The organism is Legionella anisa (assembly GCF_001467525.1).
Classification (GTDB): Bacteria; Pseudomonadota; Gammaproteobacteria; order Legionellales; family Legionellaceae; genus Legionella; species Legionella anisa.
Map to the genome: position 1 here is coordinate 633,076 of NZ_LNXS01000029.1, position 12,938 is coordinate 646,013.

The following is a 12,938-nucleotide window of genomic DNA, read 5'->3' on the forward strand; positions in this document are numbered from 1 at the left end:
ACAAGCAGCGGGGCGTAAGCAGAGGATGTGAAAAGACAGTTGCTTGCAGCCAGGCTTATTCTTTTACGCAAGCTTTTCGTGAACTCGTTTCATATTAATCAATTTTTGCCATTTTGAAATAATCAATACAGCAATGGCATTACCAATCATATTGGTTAAGGATCTTCCTGAAGACATAAAACGATCTACCCCAAGAATTATAACTACTCCTGCAACAGGAATCGTGCCTACAGCCGCTAAAGAACTGGCCAATATAATAAAACCACTACCTGTAACGCCGGCAGCTCCCTTTGAACTGATAATCATGATAAGCAATAAAAAGATTTGCTGATGAAACGTTAAATCAGAGTTAGTTGCCTGTGCAATAAATAAAGCTGCAAGAGTAAGATAAATTGCAGTCCCATCTAAGTTAAAAGAATAACCTGTTGGTATCACCAAATCGACCACTGATTTATCGCACCCTAATTCAATTAATTTTTCCAATAAATTAGGTATTACTGTTTCAGAAGATGAGGTAGCAAAAACAATAAAAATTTCAGTTTTAAAATACTGAATCACTTTAAATACATTTAAGCCTAAAGCAAAATAGAGGACGCTGCCGAGCAGGATCACGATAAATACAATGCATGTTAAGTAAAAACAAATCAGTAATTCAGTCAATTCAAGTAAAGAATGGGCGCCATATTGGCCTACTGTGTAAGCCATCGCAGCAAAGGCTGCTATTGGAGCGTAATGCATCATCGCATGGATTATATTAAAAAATATTTTTGCCAGATGCTCGAAGCCTTCTAAGATGAATTTTCCTTTGCTTCCATAAGACATCAAGCCCAATGCAAATATGATTGCAACAAACAATACTTGCAGAATTTCCCCATGAATAAATGCACTAAAAAATGTTTCAGGAACAATATTGAGAACAAAATCCTGAACATTGTCTATTTGCTCTGCTTTACCAAGATATGAGCGTGCTTCGGAGATATTTAAAGAAGACGGGTCTATATTCATTCCGGTACCCGGCTGGAATATATTTGCAACAATCAACCCCAAAGTTAAGGCACAAAGCGTTGTTAGCACAAAATAAATCAGTGATATACCTCCAATCTTCCCTACAGTTTTTAAGTCACTCATTGCAGCAATGCCGGAAACAAGGGTTAAAAAAATAATGGGGGTAATCATCATTTTTATTAGCTTGATGAATAAATCTGCAAAGGGTTTAAATGAGATAGCTAGCGCTGGAGCAACAATACCCAGAATGATACCAATAATAATTCCTGCAATAACCTGCACATATAACTTTTTAAAAAATTTCATAATGAGCTCGCTCAGTACAATGATGTTTTCTTTCAGTATTCCGATATAGCATGTGAATGAACTTGCGATTATATCCGGTTTAAGGAAAAAGAGGAGAGAATTAGCATGCGAGGCAAAACCCGGGTTACGGGTAATCCCAGGTTTGCTGATTCTCTATGGAATAAGTTAATTTAAAAATAGTGCAGCGATTAAGTTTTTTGGGAGCCTAAACCATAACGAGACAGTGTTACTTCTGAATTATCCTCATACATCTTAGTTTCATATCCTTTTATTCCCTCTGATACTACGTTGGTTTTTTTTGTACTTTGTTTGCCCATCACCATAAGCTTATGTAAAACATTGTTTATGTCTTGCGCTCCATTTAACCGTGCAACATCGTTGAGTCTGTAAGTAAGAATAATCCCTTCATTTGCCCTATCATGACTTTCGTAAACAACGGTTGATTTTGCAGGAGATTGAGACAGTTTAATTTGTTGTGAAAAATAGCGCAATGTCGGCAACATCTGCAACATGGTAGGCTTGTAGTACCCGCTTTCATTGCTAATTAAAAAGACTTCACCTGTGTTATCTGTTTCTATAAAGCCGGCGGCTTTTACTGGCTGGCCTGCAAAAAACCAAGAATGATTCCACTCATAGCTGGAAGGCACGGCATAAAGATTATTATTTTTATCAAGAACATAGAGCAATCTACTATCTAAAATGACTTCATTTTTGTAATTATAAAGTTTGCCATTATTAAAATGTACTAAATAAGGCGCTCTTTCATTCTCCGTATATAAATAATGACTTTTATCCTCGGTGAGAAATTGACTGTCCATGGGTATTAAGTCCGATGAAACACGAGTGGAATTGTTATCATCATGTGAACGAGTTACAGAAGGGTTTTCAAATGGATTACTCTGAAAGAAGTAGTTTTGAACAGATGAATTATTACTAATTTGCTGAATTGTTTTAGCTAAACTGGATAAAAAGGATAGTTCTTTTTTCAGGAGATTATTTTCTACTTCAAGCTCTTTAATTGTTTTATTTGTTTCCCAAATACTCGTCCTCAACGTTTCAGCTTGATTTTCCAGGCCAACTATTTTTTGTTTGGCCCTCTCTCTCACACGACGTTGAGATAAGGCATTTTTTCTTCTTCTTAATTCTTCTTTCTCTTCATCGTGGAGTTTGCCTCGTCTTTCTTCAAGAGAATTAATTCTATTTTGTAATTCCATATTATTAAGTTTTCTCTTTTTGGAGCTATGTTCGACCTGAGGAGGCGATTGCGAATCAAGTATTGGAAATAAATCGAATTGCTCAGAAGGGATCCAACTCAGTAAATCACTTGGGGTAGAGAGTTTTTCATCATCTTGTTTCAATTCTTGTTCTAAATGAATTGGCGTACGGTTTTCTCCAAAAACATCGAGGTCATCAAAATTAAAATCTAAGAAATCAAAATTATTTTCTTCGATGCCATCAAAAAAATCATTTTTTTCATACATAAGAACACCTCGATTTTTGTAGAATCATTTATTTAAGACAAAATGTCGCAAGTATATAGAAGCATCATTAAGGGAACCTTAAATGACATATTGTAATTCTTTATAAAACAGGGTAAATGTGATCTAATCGAATAATATAGAATCAAAAAGTCTACATTCGGTGCTTTATGCCTGAGAGATTCTCACAAAATTTAACCAGGAAGAATGTCATTTGTTGCCTGTCATCCCTGCTTACGCAGGGATGACAGTCTTTTTAGATATAATAGAAGACGTAGAATATGTATTTTCGTGTTTAAATTTTGTGAGGATCTCTCAAGCTTTATGCGTGGGATCAGAAATAAAATTAAGGAATTATGTATGCCTAAATCAAAAGTGCATCAAGCAGTAGAACACTTTTATAAGAATGTGAAAAATCTTGATTATAAATATGGTTATGAACAAGAACATCTTGCAGGAAGAGCTGCATTTCTTCTGGAGGCAGAATTAAGAGCTCTTTTGGCCAAGGATTTGGAAAATCCAAATTCTTCAGCACATGATGCACAGCAAGAATTAATCAATGATGCTGTTAAGATTGTTACTCAATATGAGTGCTTAATGAAAGTAGCTCCTGGGACGGTAAATGAACTTAAAGCATTAATTAATTATTTTATTGGTAAAAAGATTTTCGATGTAGAGGATTCAATATTTTCGGAGTCTTATAAAACTATCGAAGAGGATAGTTCTAAAAAAGATGTTGCTCGAAATTTTAAGCAATATAAAGATGAACTTGTAGCTATAAAAACATCGGTAGAAGTGGATACGAATGAAGAAGTAGCAGGCAAGAAGAATTTTGTCGTCAGTTAGAGGTTAAAATCCAGGAGCTAGGCGAGTCTATTGAGTTGTAAGTTCTCTGATTGCTGTTAAACGACAATCAGAGAACATAATTTATTTATTGGTTTTGTTGAGGATTGGCTGCAATTTGATTACCTGATTTTATCTCAGAATTTAAGATGACACTCTCAAAATTTTGGTCAGCTCCTACAACCAGCAATCCGTTATTCAGTTTATAAAAATAAACACATTCTTCCTTTCCATTAAACCAGTGTTCCCAAGTCATGCAAACACTACCATCGTCTTTTACTAGCCAAGTTCCTTTATCATTTTGTGGGGCACCCTCGGTTTGTTTCGCAAATCCTCCCATCATTTTACCATCTTTACCAAAGTAGCCAGTAAAACTATTGGCAAGAACTTTATCGTTGAGTGTAGCGGCTGATATGGTCGTGACAGTCTTATCACTTAAGGCTTCTGTTACTTCCGATTTACTCATTGAAGAAATCGATGCAGCAAAGCTAAGTGAGGAGGCTGCCAATAAAGCAGCGGCGATAGGTAATCGTTTCATAATGATTCTTCCTTTGAATTTTTATTATCTCTTAAAGAAGAATAGCAGAAATAAAACATATTTCTATTTCAGGGCGCTGAGAAATTGTATCTTTAGTTCCTCTCTAATAATTAAAAATTGAAACTAATTTTGGATTTGTAGCTATATTATTAATTACAATTAGGAATTGAGAAAATAATGGAAAAGAAATTTCGTTGCATCGTTACCGAAAGGGGAGAAAATGGAAAATCGTTTATTTCAGAAGATCGGGAAGTAGGTGTGGGCCCTCTTGGTATTATTGATTTCTGGGAAACAGAAGAAATGCCTGCCTCCCTTCATGGAAAAAATCTTTTGCCTGGAAAACCAACGCGTTTAGAAGCCTCGACTCACGGTACACTATTTCGATTTTTTGAAATTCCTCCATTTCAAAAGAATTTATCTCCTGAAGAAGCTGAAAAACAAGCAGCGGAAGTCTTTGCGTCTGTGCAGGCAAGCCATTGTCGTGTTGATACTCGCCTTAATCCTATGATGCATACGACTCGAACAATCGATTATGTTGTTCTTTTAAAAGGTGAGGTAACTCTGTTATTGGATAAATCTGAAGTAAAACTGAAACCATTTGATGTTGTTGTGCAACGCGGAACAAATCATTATTGGATAAATTATAATACCGAACCCGCTTTACTTATGGGGGTATTATTGGATGCAAAATAATTAGTCAAAAAGACCAAAATAAAGTATACTTCAAGCACGTTCAACGTGTTTAATAGAAGACAAAAATGGATGCAAAAATATTTACCGAACGACCACCTAGAACAATGTGGGTTGCGGGTCAAAATGAAACAATTAGAAAAACAGCAGCACAAAATGGGTTTCCTGCTACCGTAGGATTAGAGGGCTGTGTGGCAATAATTATTGCTGACAAAAAAGGTAATGTCAGTATAACTCACGTGGATGCCGATACAGATTTATCATTCATTAAAAATGAAATTGCTTTTATGGATGGGGAATATACTATTGATATAATAAAAAAACCAGGTAAGGGTAATCTTGATCTAAAAGTTCTTACTGCTTTGGATGAAATGGGTTTATCTCAGATTCCTGCATCAGGTAAACAGAGAGTTCTTGAAAGCGATGAAGGAACAGTGGTTTATAATCATTTGAAAAAAGCACCACAGGTTTTTTCTTTTAATGATTTTAAAGAAATTGCTACTCCAGGCATTACTCCTAAAGAAACAAATAAATTGCTTACATTAGGTTATAGTGTTGAAACGTGTGTAGCTGATCCTCTTAGATTCCAGCTAAGGGTATACAGCCGTCAATTGAATCAAGCTCTCTCTTCTAAGCCTACTGCCTTACCGGTATTAGTACATGACTCATCAGGTTGGTTAGAAACAGAAGTGAAAATAGACAAGGAAGTAGAATTAATTTTAAATAAGGGAGAAATACATCATCAGCCATTCTTTCAATCTTCTAAAATGCAATCTTTAAATCATGTGTTACCTCGCTATACAGCACTGGTAAAGCATCTTGAATTACAGGAGAAAAAGATTTCTTCTGAATTTTAATTGAATTATGCTGGGTCATTTTTGACCTAGCATAATTCCTGGTTTGATAAACCTAAATATTCTAGTAAGCCTAGCCATTATTTAATCAATATTCCACTGCTTACTGTCTCAGAGCAATGCCTTTAGCAGTTATCCCCTACACTTGGATTTGAAGCACCAGGAAAAAATGCAGCTGAGATCTGTGACATGGGTTCCGTAGAAACTTGCTGGGATTCAACTGTACTCGTAAAAAAACGTGATGAGCCATTCGCATATTTTTGCTTTTCTCGTAATTCTTTTTCTTGAATGAGTTGGTGCACTCCATTTTTATGCTGGCATTGTGCTCAATCATGGATGGATTTCTGCCTTTGCAGGAATGACAACTGCTTTTCAGCCAATTTAGGTTTTAGAGCCACTTTTTCTTGAGCTTTTTGTGAATGGTTTTCTATTGGGTTTATTGTATGTTGATGTTGTTTTCTTATGAGTAGACGAATGTTTTTTGGGCTTTGAACCGATAGTGGTCTGAGGGACATTGTGCTTGGGTTCAAAATCTTCGACTTCAATACGGTTTAACTTGCGTTGAATTAGTTTTTCTATAGCGTGTAATTGATTTACTTCATCAGCACTTACTAAGGAAATAGCTAATCCTGAGGCGCCAGCGCGTCCAGTTCGCCCGATACGATGGACGTAATCCTCAGCAACTTGCGGTAAATCAAAATTGACCACACAGGGCAATTGCTCAATGTCAATTCCTCGTGCAGCAATGTCTGTCGCGACTAAAATATGTAACTCTCCAGACTTAAACTCGGCTAACGCTTTAGTTCGCTGGGATTGCGATTTATTGCCATGGATAGCAGCAGCATGAATTTGAGCTTCGGCCAATTGCTTCACTAATTTATTTGCACCATGTTTGGTCTTTGAAAAGACCAAAGTTTGCCCCCATTTATTTTTATGAATTAAATGACTCAGTAAGGCTGCTTTTTGACTTTTATCAACTGGATGTACTGTTTGCTGGATTTTAACTACAGTTGTATTGCGAGGGGTAACATCAATTTCTACGGGTTGATTTAGAATGGTTTTTACAAGATTACGAATTTCATCAGTAAAAGTAGCTGAAAACATAAGATTTTGCCGGTTTTTTGGCAACCATTTAATAATTCGTTTCATGTCATGAATGAAGCCCATATCCAACATTCTATCGGCTTCATCCAGAACAAGCGTATCCACTTCATCGAATTGTATGGCGCGTTGTTGATGCAAATCCAATAAACGTCCCGGGGTAGCGACTAGAAGCTCAACCCCCGAACGTAATTTCATCATTTGCGGATTAATTTTTACTCCGCCAAAAACTACCGCAGAACGAAGCGATAGATAGCGTCCGTATTGAATGATGCTTTCATGTACTTGACTGGCTAATTCACGTGTTGGAGTGAGGATGAGTACTCGAGTTCGATTGCTTTTAGCTCGAGGTTTTGAGCTGAGTTTTTGTAAAATAGGTAATACGAAACTTGCTGTTTTACCTGTTCCTGTTTGTGCTGAAGCCAGAACGTCACGACCTGATAATATCTTAGGAATGGCTTGAGTTTGAATAGGGGAAGGCTCTTTGTAACCTAATTCGTTAATGGCTTGAAGTAATGGTTCGATTAAACCTAACGGCTTAAAACTCATGCGGTTTCCTTTATTTATTGGGGACAGTGTAAGGGGAAATGGTCTTGTTTTCATTTCAAATTGTTTATTTTCAGGGCAATTATATCACAAATGTTAGAGGGTATGTTAGTAAATAAACTGTCTTAAGTTCCTAGTTAAAAGCAGTAGTTTGGGGATGAATAATGTTAGGGTCTGTAAACAGACCCTATTTTATTTATAAAGCATAACCAACTGCTTGTTCATATTTTTGAAGGTACCGATCTTTAGATTGTTCATCTAATCCATTCCAAAAAGCTTCCGTCGTTGGCTTTGGGGACATCTTATGGCGAATACCTTGCGTTTCTTCTGATAAATAAGACCTAAATTCAATATCTAATGTCTCATATTTTCTTGATTTTTTCCGGAGGAAATCCTGGAGAATAACTTCTTTTTCTGGTTTTTCCATCATACTCCAATATTCGCCAGTTGGAACATGGTTAAAAAACTCGATACGTACCAAACGTGTCGTTTCAGAAATATAGGCTTTTAACTCTGGTTCAAATAAGTCCCATTCATTAGTAAAGAAACTGGAATTGTTTCCTGGAATAGAAGGATTTCTTTCTGCTTCTTGTGTTGCTGAGGGTGCATCGAGCACTTCGGTAATGCCGTCTTGTAAATCTTTTGGAGATTTTACTTGAATTGCTTTAAACCCATTGGCTCTTGCTTCTGATACATTATGAAAGGAATCATCAAAAAAATATATGTCTTCTTTAGCTGCATTAAATCGTTGGCAAAGTGATTCCAGTCTTGGTACCTTGCTGCCGTCGGTATCTTTTTCTGGGCCCATATAGTTTTCAGGTGGGATATGTACTCCATAGCCTTTAAAAAAATCCAGGGTGCGTTGAATTACCTCTTTATCTAAATCTGCACCATTATTTGTTACTAAAACGATGGGGATGCCTTTTCTTTGGGCGCGTTGAAGTAACTCTGCTGTTTTTTGTCCGCCAACCATTACTGAATATGCTCCTGGAATAACTTCATTTCCTACACGCATCGGTTGTCCTAGGCCATTGTCATCATGTTCTGAACCAGTTTGTAATGTCTCTGATACATCGAATGCTAATACTATCGCCATATTGATTCCTTGTTATCCAAAATAAGAAATTATATTCTAAATTTATTGAGATTTCCTTAATGACTGTTATTTTTTGTTCAAAATGACAATAAATTTTCCCGTCTTAAATGGTTTTAATAGCAAGCCAGGAAGGTTTTCAGGTCCGAAACCTGGGCTTTGCATCATGAACCAAGCTTTTGTTTTTAAAATATATTTTAGTGTTTTTCAAGTAAATGGAACACTTCCTTGACATGCTCTTATTGCTTTCTTAAGATGGTTCCCATGCTGCCTTCCTCAAATGATTTATATTATTTTATCGAAGTGTGTCAAACGCTGAATTTGTCACGCGCATCTGAACGCCTGGGAATTAGTCAACCCTCTTTAAGTAGTGCCGTCAAACGACTTGAACATGCAATTGGTACCAGTCTCTTTATTCGCATAAAAAATGGGTTGAAATTAACTAAATCGGGGGAACAATTTTACAACCACGCCAAGCAATTGATTCATTTATGGGAAACCGCTCGGGCTGAAAGTCTAGCAAGTGTTAATGAAATCCAAGGGGATTTTGTTCTTGGTTGTCATCCTTCTGTAGCTCAATATCATTTGCCTTTATTTATGCCCAAATTGCTTGAGCAATATCCTCAAATAAGAATTACCCTGAAACATGATTTATCACGCAAAATTCTCGAAGGAATTATTAATTTTTCCATTGATATTGGTATTGTTGTTAATCCAGTGAGGCATAGAGATTTGATTCTGCAAAAGCTTTATGATGATGAGGTTGGTTTTTGGCAGCCTAAAGATAAAAATCTCATGGAAGAGCAAAAGATGTTAACCTTATTATGCGATGTCGATTTATTGCAAACGCAAAAATTACTCAAAGATTTGGAGGCAATGGGCATCAAGGAATATCGTTTATTACCTACCTCGAATCTGGATGTAATTGCCAGTTTGACTGCAGCGGGGTGTGGTGTGGGTATTCTACCGCGTTCAGTAGTGTATACTCATCATCAGCCGCTACTTTCCCAAGTTCCGAACACACCCACTTTTCATGATGAAATTTATTTAGCATACCGACCGGAGCAAAGGCACGTTAAGGCATTACAGGTTATGGTGCAAACCATTCGTGATTCGTGCAAAAATTTGCAAACCTAAATGGTTAAGCAACATCTGAAAGCATGTCTTCTTCTAAATGTTCATTAAACCAACGGATTAAGGTTTCTTCACCTAATTGCTCGTAAATATAATTCAAAAACAGCTCCAATTGGTTGGTAAAATCGTCTTCAGTAAACTTCAATTTTTCACGCATATTGGGGACATGATGCAAATACTCTCCAAAGTAGTGATTACAGAATTCATGATAATCCAAGGTAATCAGAATAAATTCATGCCACATATTATCCACAGGCCTCATTTCTTCATGCATCACAGGAATGAATTGGAGCTCTGGATTACCAGGGTTGGCTTTTAAATCATGTTCGTGTTTTACACTGAGCCATAGGTATTTGAGCATGTCGGCAAACAGCAGTTCTGCAGAATCAGAAAAACCAGGAAAATTCTGTTTAAATCGTTCTATAACTAATGGATTTTTGTATTCCAGTAATAGTCTGAGATCGGGTAATTTTTTCATGGTCATTCTCACAAATAATCTATGGCTAACAGAATTTTAGGAGTAGCGACAGCATTTGCAGCGCATCATACCTTTTGCTATTTTGGCTTTAACGATTTGTTGCACTAATTGTTTTTTCATCTTTTCTCTCCATTGGTTAACAGCGGTTTTTAGCATAAATTATATGGAGTGTTTTAACTATAAAGAAAAAGCTATCGCTGTAATAGTTTATGGCTGGGTGTGAACCCGGGTTCCGGTTTGAACCTGCCCCCAGGCTATGTGCTCTTTTACTGAGAAGATTTTCCAACAGGGGTCATTGCCTGCTCCCAGATTTTATGTGCAACATCCTCTTCAGATTGTGGTTTGATGTCAGTCTGCTTTGATTGCTGTAATTTTTGTTTTAGCTCCTTTTGATGCTGTTGACCCACGGGTGTCATGACATTTTCCCATATTTCAGAGGATATGTGCGCATGTGTATAGTCTTTATGTTGTTGATCGTGTTGTTGAGGTAAGATGGTTCCTCTTAAAATACTATCCACCGCAGCATCTAATTTAAGCACGCTCTCCACATTGTCATCAAGCACTTGGGGTATGACTTTATGTAATCCTCCTAATAAGTCAGGTTCAATCGTATTGAGCACGTTTGCTGCAGCTGAGACACAATTGTTCCCTAATAGCTTATAGTCTTTAGTATTAAAGTCACTGGCATGAGATTTAGCCTTATCAAATAATTTTTTTGTTTCAATTGCTTTTTTCTTGATATCCTTATCATTAGATTTCATGTCTTCCATAACTTGATCAGGTAAATCTACCTGTATCATCCGATGAATTCCTACTCGATAGTAGGTTATATCAAGCCCATTGACCGTAAACGCTGTAGATTTAGGCTGGCTATGATAAAATTTTTCACAGGCTGCTAATATTCCAGGAAAAGATTGATTATTTGTACTATATTGCGGCGCTGGCCCTCCATAATTTACTAAAAAGCTTGGCATGATATTCTCTCCTTATTGTTATTGTTGCTAATGCAACAGTAAACTCCTTTTCAAAGGTATAGTCGAGTTAGGCTAAAATGCTATTAGTCTAAGGATTACCCCCATCTTATCACTGTATTTTTTCACTCAACCTGCACTTAAATCCGACTTTTCCCCAAAATGCTTAACTTGTGACTATGAAACAGATGCTTATAAAAGGGGATTTTTTATTTCATTTTGAACGGGTGGGGCTGGGGAAAAGAAATAGAGAAGTAGTAAGATGAGAAAAATAATTAGAGAAATATAAAATACAATTTTTGCGTTATTTGTTAATGAAGGATCAGAGCCTTTATATCCAATGTATCCTGAAACAATCACTATCACTAAAAAAATAAAAGCTGCAGTTAACATTTTATCCTTCCTTTTTCAGAGCAAAGAGTGTTTATTTCATTGCTTTTGATTAAGTCTCATCTATTTTAATTATAGATATCTTTTGTAAGTTCGTTTTTTCAGGGGACTTGTTTGTTTTTATATCGTGATTATGTTAAAGATCAGGGGCTTCATGTCGCAATAAAGCGACAAATATCCTTTATCTTATAAAGAGATTTTCATGGACGAAAATAATAATAAATCCCTGGCTCTTCATGTCTGGATAGTCTGTGCGCTGGGTTTGTTCATTGATGGTTATGATTTATATATTGCTTCTGTTGCAGAGCCTTTTATTAATGCTTTATATCATCCATCCTCCCTTATGATTGGCCTCACTCAAGCTGCAGCACCTCTTGGTGCGGTATTTGGTGCAATCATTGTTGGTCGCTTGGCAGATATGCTGGGCAGGAAAAGTATGCTCATTATAAATCTTGTATTTTTTGTGCTCATTGCTCTGGCTTCCGCTTTTGCCTGGAGTATAACCTCACTTTGTGTTTTTCGATTTTTACTCGGTTTTGGTGTGGGTGCTGATTATCCTATCTGTGCAGCCTATTTAGCAGAAATGATTCCGCCTCGTAAAAGTGCCCAATTTATCGCAACTGCTATGTTTATCAATTGCCTTGCTTCGCCGGTAGGTGTTCTTGTTGCGTGGCTTTTATTTAAACTGCATCCTCAACTCGATGTTTGGCGATGGATATTTGCTTCAGGAGCAATTCCTGCAATTATAGGACTGTTATTTAGAGCGAAACTGCCAGAGAGCTTTTTATGGCAAGTTCATCAACGGTTAAAACCTCGCTCAAGACGTGCTATTTTCACTCATTATCAATTTATATTCTCGCCAAAAATGATAAGAGTTACTGTTTGTCTTTGTCTTTGCTGGTTTTTACTCGATATATCGTATTATGGAATAGGGCTATTCACTCCTTACGTCTTACAGGCATTTAATCTTTCGAGCGAAGCAAATTTCCTCAGCGCGCAAACGGAAGTTCTAAAAAGCACTTTAGTGGTCAATATTTTTGTTACCTTAGGCGCTTTTGTCGTCATTTTTTTTGTCAATCACGTATCTTTAATTAAACTGCAGAAAACAGGATTTCTTTTTTCATTTGTGGGATTGTTAATTCTTAGCATCAGCTATCTGTTCCCCAATATCAGTATTATTTTTATCGGATTTATTCTGTTTAATTTTTTTATAAATTTTGGTCCAGGAATTTCAACTTATCTGTTGCCCGCTAAACTTTATAATCCTGAATTTAAAGCTACCGGACATGGATTGGCGGCTGGAACTGGGAAATTTGGTGCGTTTATTGGAACGGTATTTTTACCTATTTTCCAGGCTCACTTGGGCATCTATCTGACTTTGGCGATTCTTGCCAGTACCCTTCTTCTGGGTTGGTTGTTAACAAAATGGTTAGAACGGGAAGAGGGTAAATTAACTACTGTTTCGGATTCAATTTCTGAGAATACATTGCTATCAGCGTCTTAAAAGGGAA

The 12,938-nt window shown here is 36.6% G+C and carries 14 protein-coding genes; 5 read left to right on the forward strand and 9 right to left on the reverse strand.

Translation table 11 applies throughout. The features are described from left to right. Positions 1 to 63: 63 nt before the first annotated feature. Complete coding sequence (gene dctA / locus Lani_RS11975) at positions 64 to 1,311, reverse strand: C4-dicarboxylate transporter DctA (RefSeq protein WP_019234963.1); 1,248 nt, start codon at positions 1,309 to 1,311, stop codon at positions 64 to 66. A gap of 188 nt (positions 1,312 to 1,499) precedes the next feature. Then, positions 1,500 to 2,792 carry a bZIP transcription factor gene (locus Lani_RS11980; RefSeq protein WP_058388552.1) on the reverse strand — a complete coding sequence of 431 codons (1,293 nt, stop codon included), beginning with the start codon at positions 2,790 to 2,792 and terminating at the stop codon, positions 1,500 to 1,502. Between the two features lie 357 nt (positions 2,793 to 3,149). On the opposite strand from Lani_RS11980, the gene Lani_RS11985 reads away from it, so the two are divergent. Further along, a complete protein-coding gene (locus Lani_RS11985; RefSeq protein ID WP_019234965.1) occupies positions 3,150 to 3,635 on the forward strand; it encodes a hypothetical protein in 486 nt (161 codons plus the stop codon). A gap of 85 nt (positions 3,636 to 3,720) precedes the next feature. Here Lani_RS11985 and Lani_RS11990 read toward each other — a convergent pair whose 3' ends face one another. Beyond that, positions 3,721 to 4,170 carry a hypothetical protein gene (locus Lani_RS11990; protein ID WP_019234966.1) on the reverse strand — a complete coding sequence of 150 codons (450 nt, stop codon included), beginning with the start codon at positions 4,168 to 4,170 and terminating at the stop codon, positions 3,721 to 3,723. Between the two features lie 177 nt (positions 4,171 to 4,347). On the opposite strand from Lani_RS11990, the gene Lani_RS11995 reads away from it, so the two are divergent. Together Lani_RS11995 and Lani_RS12000 are read left to right on the forward strand one after the other, a co-directional pair. Beyond that, positions 4,348 to 4,863 (forward strand): cupin domain-containing protein, encoded by a 516-nt coding sequence (locus tag Lani_RS11995; RefSeq protein WP_019234967.1) that lies wholly within the window; start codon positions 4,348 to 4,350, stop codon positions 4,861 to 4,863. Positions 4,864 to 4,928: 65 nt separating this feature from the next. Beyond that, positions 4,929 to 5,717 carry a hypothetical protein gene (locus Lani_RS12000; protein WP_019234968.1) on the forward strand — a complete coding sequence of 263 codons (789 nt, stop codon included), beginning with the start codon at positions 4,929 to 4,931 and terminating at the stop codon, positions 5,715 to 5,717. A gap of 122 nt (positions 5,718 to 5,839) precedes the next feature. On the opposite strand, the gene Lani_RS20215 is transcribed toward Lani_RS12000, so the two are convergent. The 3 genes from Lani_RS20215 to Lani_RS12010 form a co-directional block, all read right to left on the reverse strand. Then, positions 5,840 to 6,016, reverse strand: coding sequence for a hypothetical protein (locus Lani_RS20215; protein ID WP_019234969.1), 177 nt, complete (start codon positions 6,014 to 6,016; stop codon positions 5,840 to 5,842). Positions 6,017 to 6,095: 79 nt separating this feature from the next. Next, a complete protein-coding gene (locus Lani_RS12005) occupies positions 6,096 to 7,364 on the reverse strand; it encodes a DEAD/DEAH box helicase (protein ID WP_019234970.1) in 1,269 nt (422 codons plus the stop codon). A 193-nt stretch (positions 7,365 to 7,557) separates the two neighbouring features. Beyond that, positions 7,558 to 8,457, reverse strand: coding sequence for an HAD family hydrolase (locus Lani_RS12010; RefSeq protein ID WP_019234971.1), 900 nt, complete (start codon positions 8,455 to 8,457; stop codon positions 7,558 to 7,560). Positions 8,458 to 8,718: 261 nt separating this feature from the next. On the opposite strand from Lani_RS12010, the gene Lani_RS12015 reads away from it, so the two are divergent. Beyond that, a complete protein-coding gene (locus Lani_RS12015) occupies positions 8,719 to 9,591 on the forward strand; it encodes a LysR family transcriptional regulator (protein ID WP_040523201.1) in 873 nt (290 codons plus the stop codon). Positions 9,592 to 9,595: 4 nt separating this feature from the next. Here the strand turns inward: Lani_RS12015 and Lani_RS12020 are convergent, their stop codons facing one another. The 3 genes from Lani_RS12020 to Lani_RS12030 form a co-directional block, all read right to left on the reverse strand. After that, entirely contained in the window at positions 9,596 to 10,066 is a 471-nt protein-coding gene (locus Lani_RS12020; RefSeq protein WP_019234973.1) for a glycine-rich domain-containing protein, read from the reverse strand. 266 nt (positions 10,067 to 10,332) lie between these two features. After that, a complete protein-coding gene (locus Lani_RS12025; RefSeq protein WP_019234974.1) occupies positions 10,333 to 11,040 on the reverse strand; it encodes a DUF778 domain-containing protein in 708 nt (235 codons plus the stop codon). A gap of 189 nt (positions 11,041 to 11,229) precedes the next feature. After that, the gene (locus Lani_RS12030) at positions 11,230 to 11,430 is read right to left on the reverse strand and encodes a DUF1328 family protein (protein WP_019234975.1); all 201 of its coding nucleotides are present in this window, start codon (positions 11,428 to 11,430) and stop codon (positions 11,230 to 11,232) included. A 199-nt stretch (positions 11,431 to 11,629) separates the two neighbouring features. On the opposite strand from Lani_RS12030, the gene Lani_RS12035 reads away from it, so the two are divergent. Then, entirely contained in the window at positions 11,630 to 12,931 is a 1,302-nt protein-coding gene (locus Lani_RS12035; protein WP_019234976.1) for an MFS transporter, read from the forward strand. The last annotated feature ends 7 nt before the right edge of the window (positions 12,932 to 12,938 follow it).

Coding starts and splice junctions, on each gene's coding strand:
- dctA (WP_019234963.1), bottom strand. CDS start 1,311: ATGAAATTTTTTAAAAAGTTATATGTGCAGGTTATTGCAGGAATTATT.
- Lani_RS11980 (WP_058388552.1), bottom strand. CDS start 2,792: ATGTATGAAAAAAATGATTTTTTTGATGGCATCGAAGAAAATAATTTT.
- Lani_RS11985 (WP_019234965.1), top strand. CDS start 3,150: ATGCCTAAATCAAAAGTGCATCAAGCAGTAGAACACTTTTATAAGAAT.
- Lani_RS11990 (WP_019234966.1), bottom strand. CDS start 4,170: ATGAAACGATTACCTATCGCCGCTGCTTTATTGGCAGCCTCCTCACTT.
- Lani_RS11995 (WP_019234967.1), top strand. CDS start 4,348: ATGGAAAAGAAATTTCGTTGCATCGTTACCGAAAGGGGAGAAAATGGA.
- Lani_RS12000 (WP_019234968.1), top strand. CDS start 4,929: ATGGATGCAAAAATATTTACCGAACGACCACCTAGAACAATGTGGGTT.
- Lani_RS12005 (WP_019234970.1), bottom strand. CDS start 7,364: ATGAGTTTTAAGCCGTTAGGTTTAATCGAACCATTACTTCAAGCCATT.
- Lani_RS12010 (WP_019234971.1), bottom strand. CDS start 8,457: ATGGCGATAGTATTAGCATTCGATGTATCAGAGACATTACAAACTGGT.
- Lani_RS12015 (WP_040523201.1), top strand. CDS start 8,719: ATGCTGCCTTCCTCAAATGATTTATATTATTTTATCGAAGTGTGTCAA.
- Lani_RS12020 (WP_019234973.1), bottom strand. CDS start 10,066: ATGAAAAAATTACCCGATCTCAGACTATTACTGGAATACAAAAATCCA.
- Lani_RS12025 (WP_019234974.1), bottom strand. CDS start 11,040: ATGCCAAGCTTTTTAGTAAATTATGGAGGGCCAGCGCCGCAATATAGT.
- Lani_RS12030 (WP_019234975.1), bottom strand. CDS start 11,430: ATGTTAACTGCAGCTTTTATTTTTTTAGTGATAGTGATTGTTTCAGGA.
- Lani_RS12035 (WP_019234976.1), top strand. CDS start 11,630: ATGGACGAAAATAATAATAAATCCCTGGCTCTTCATGTCTGGATAGTC.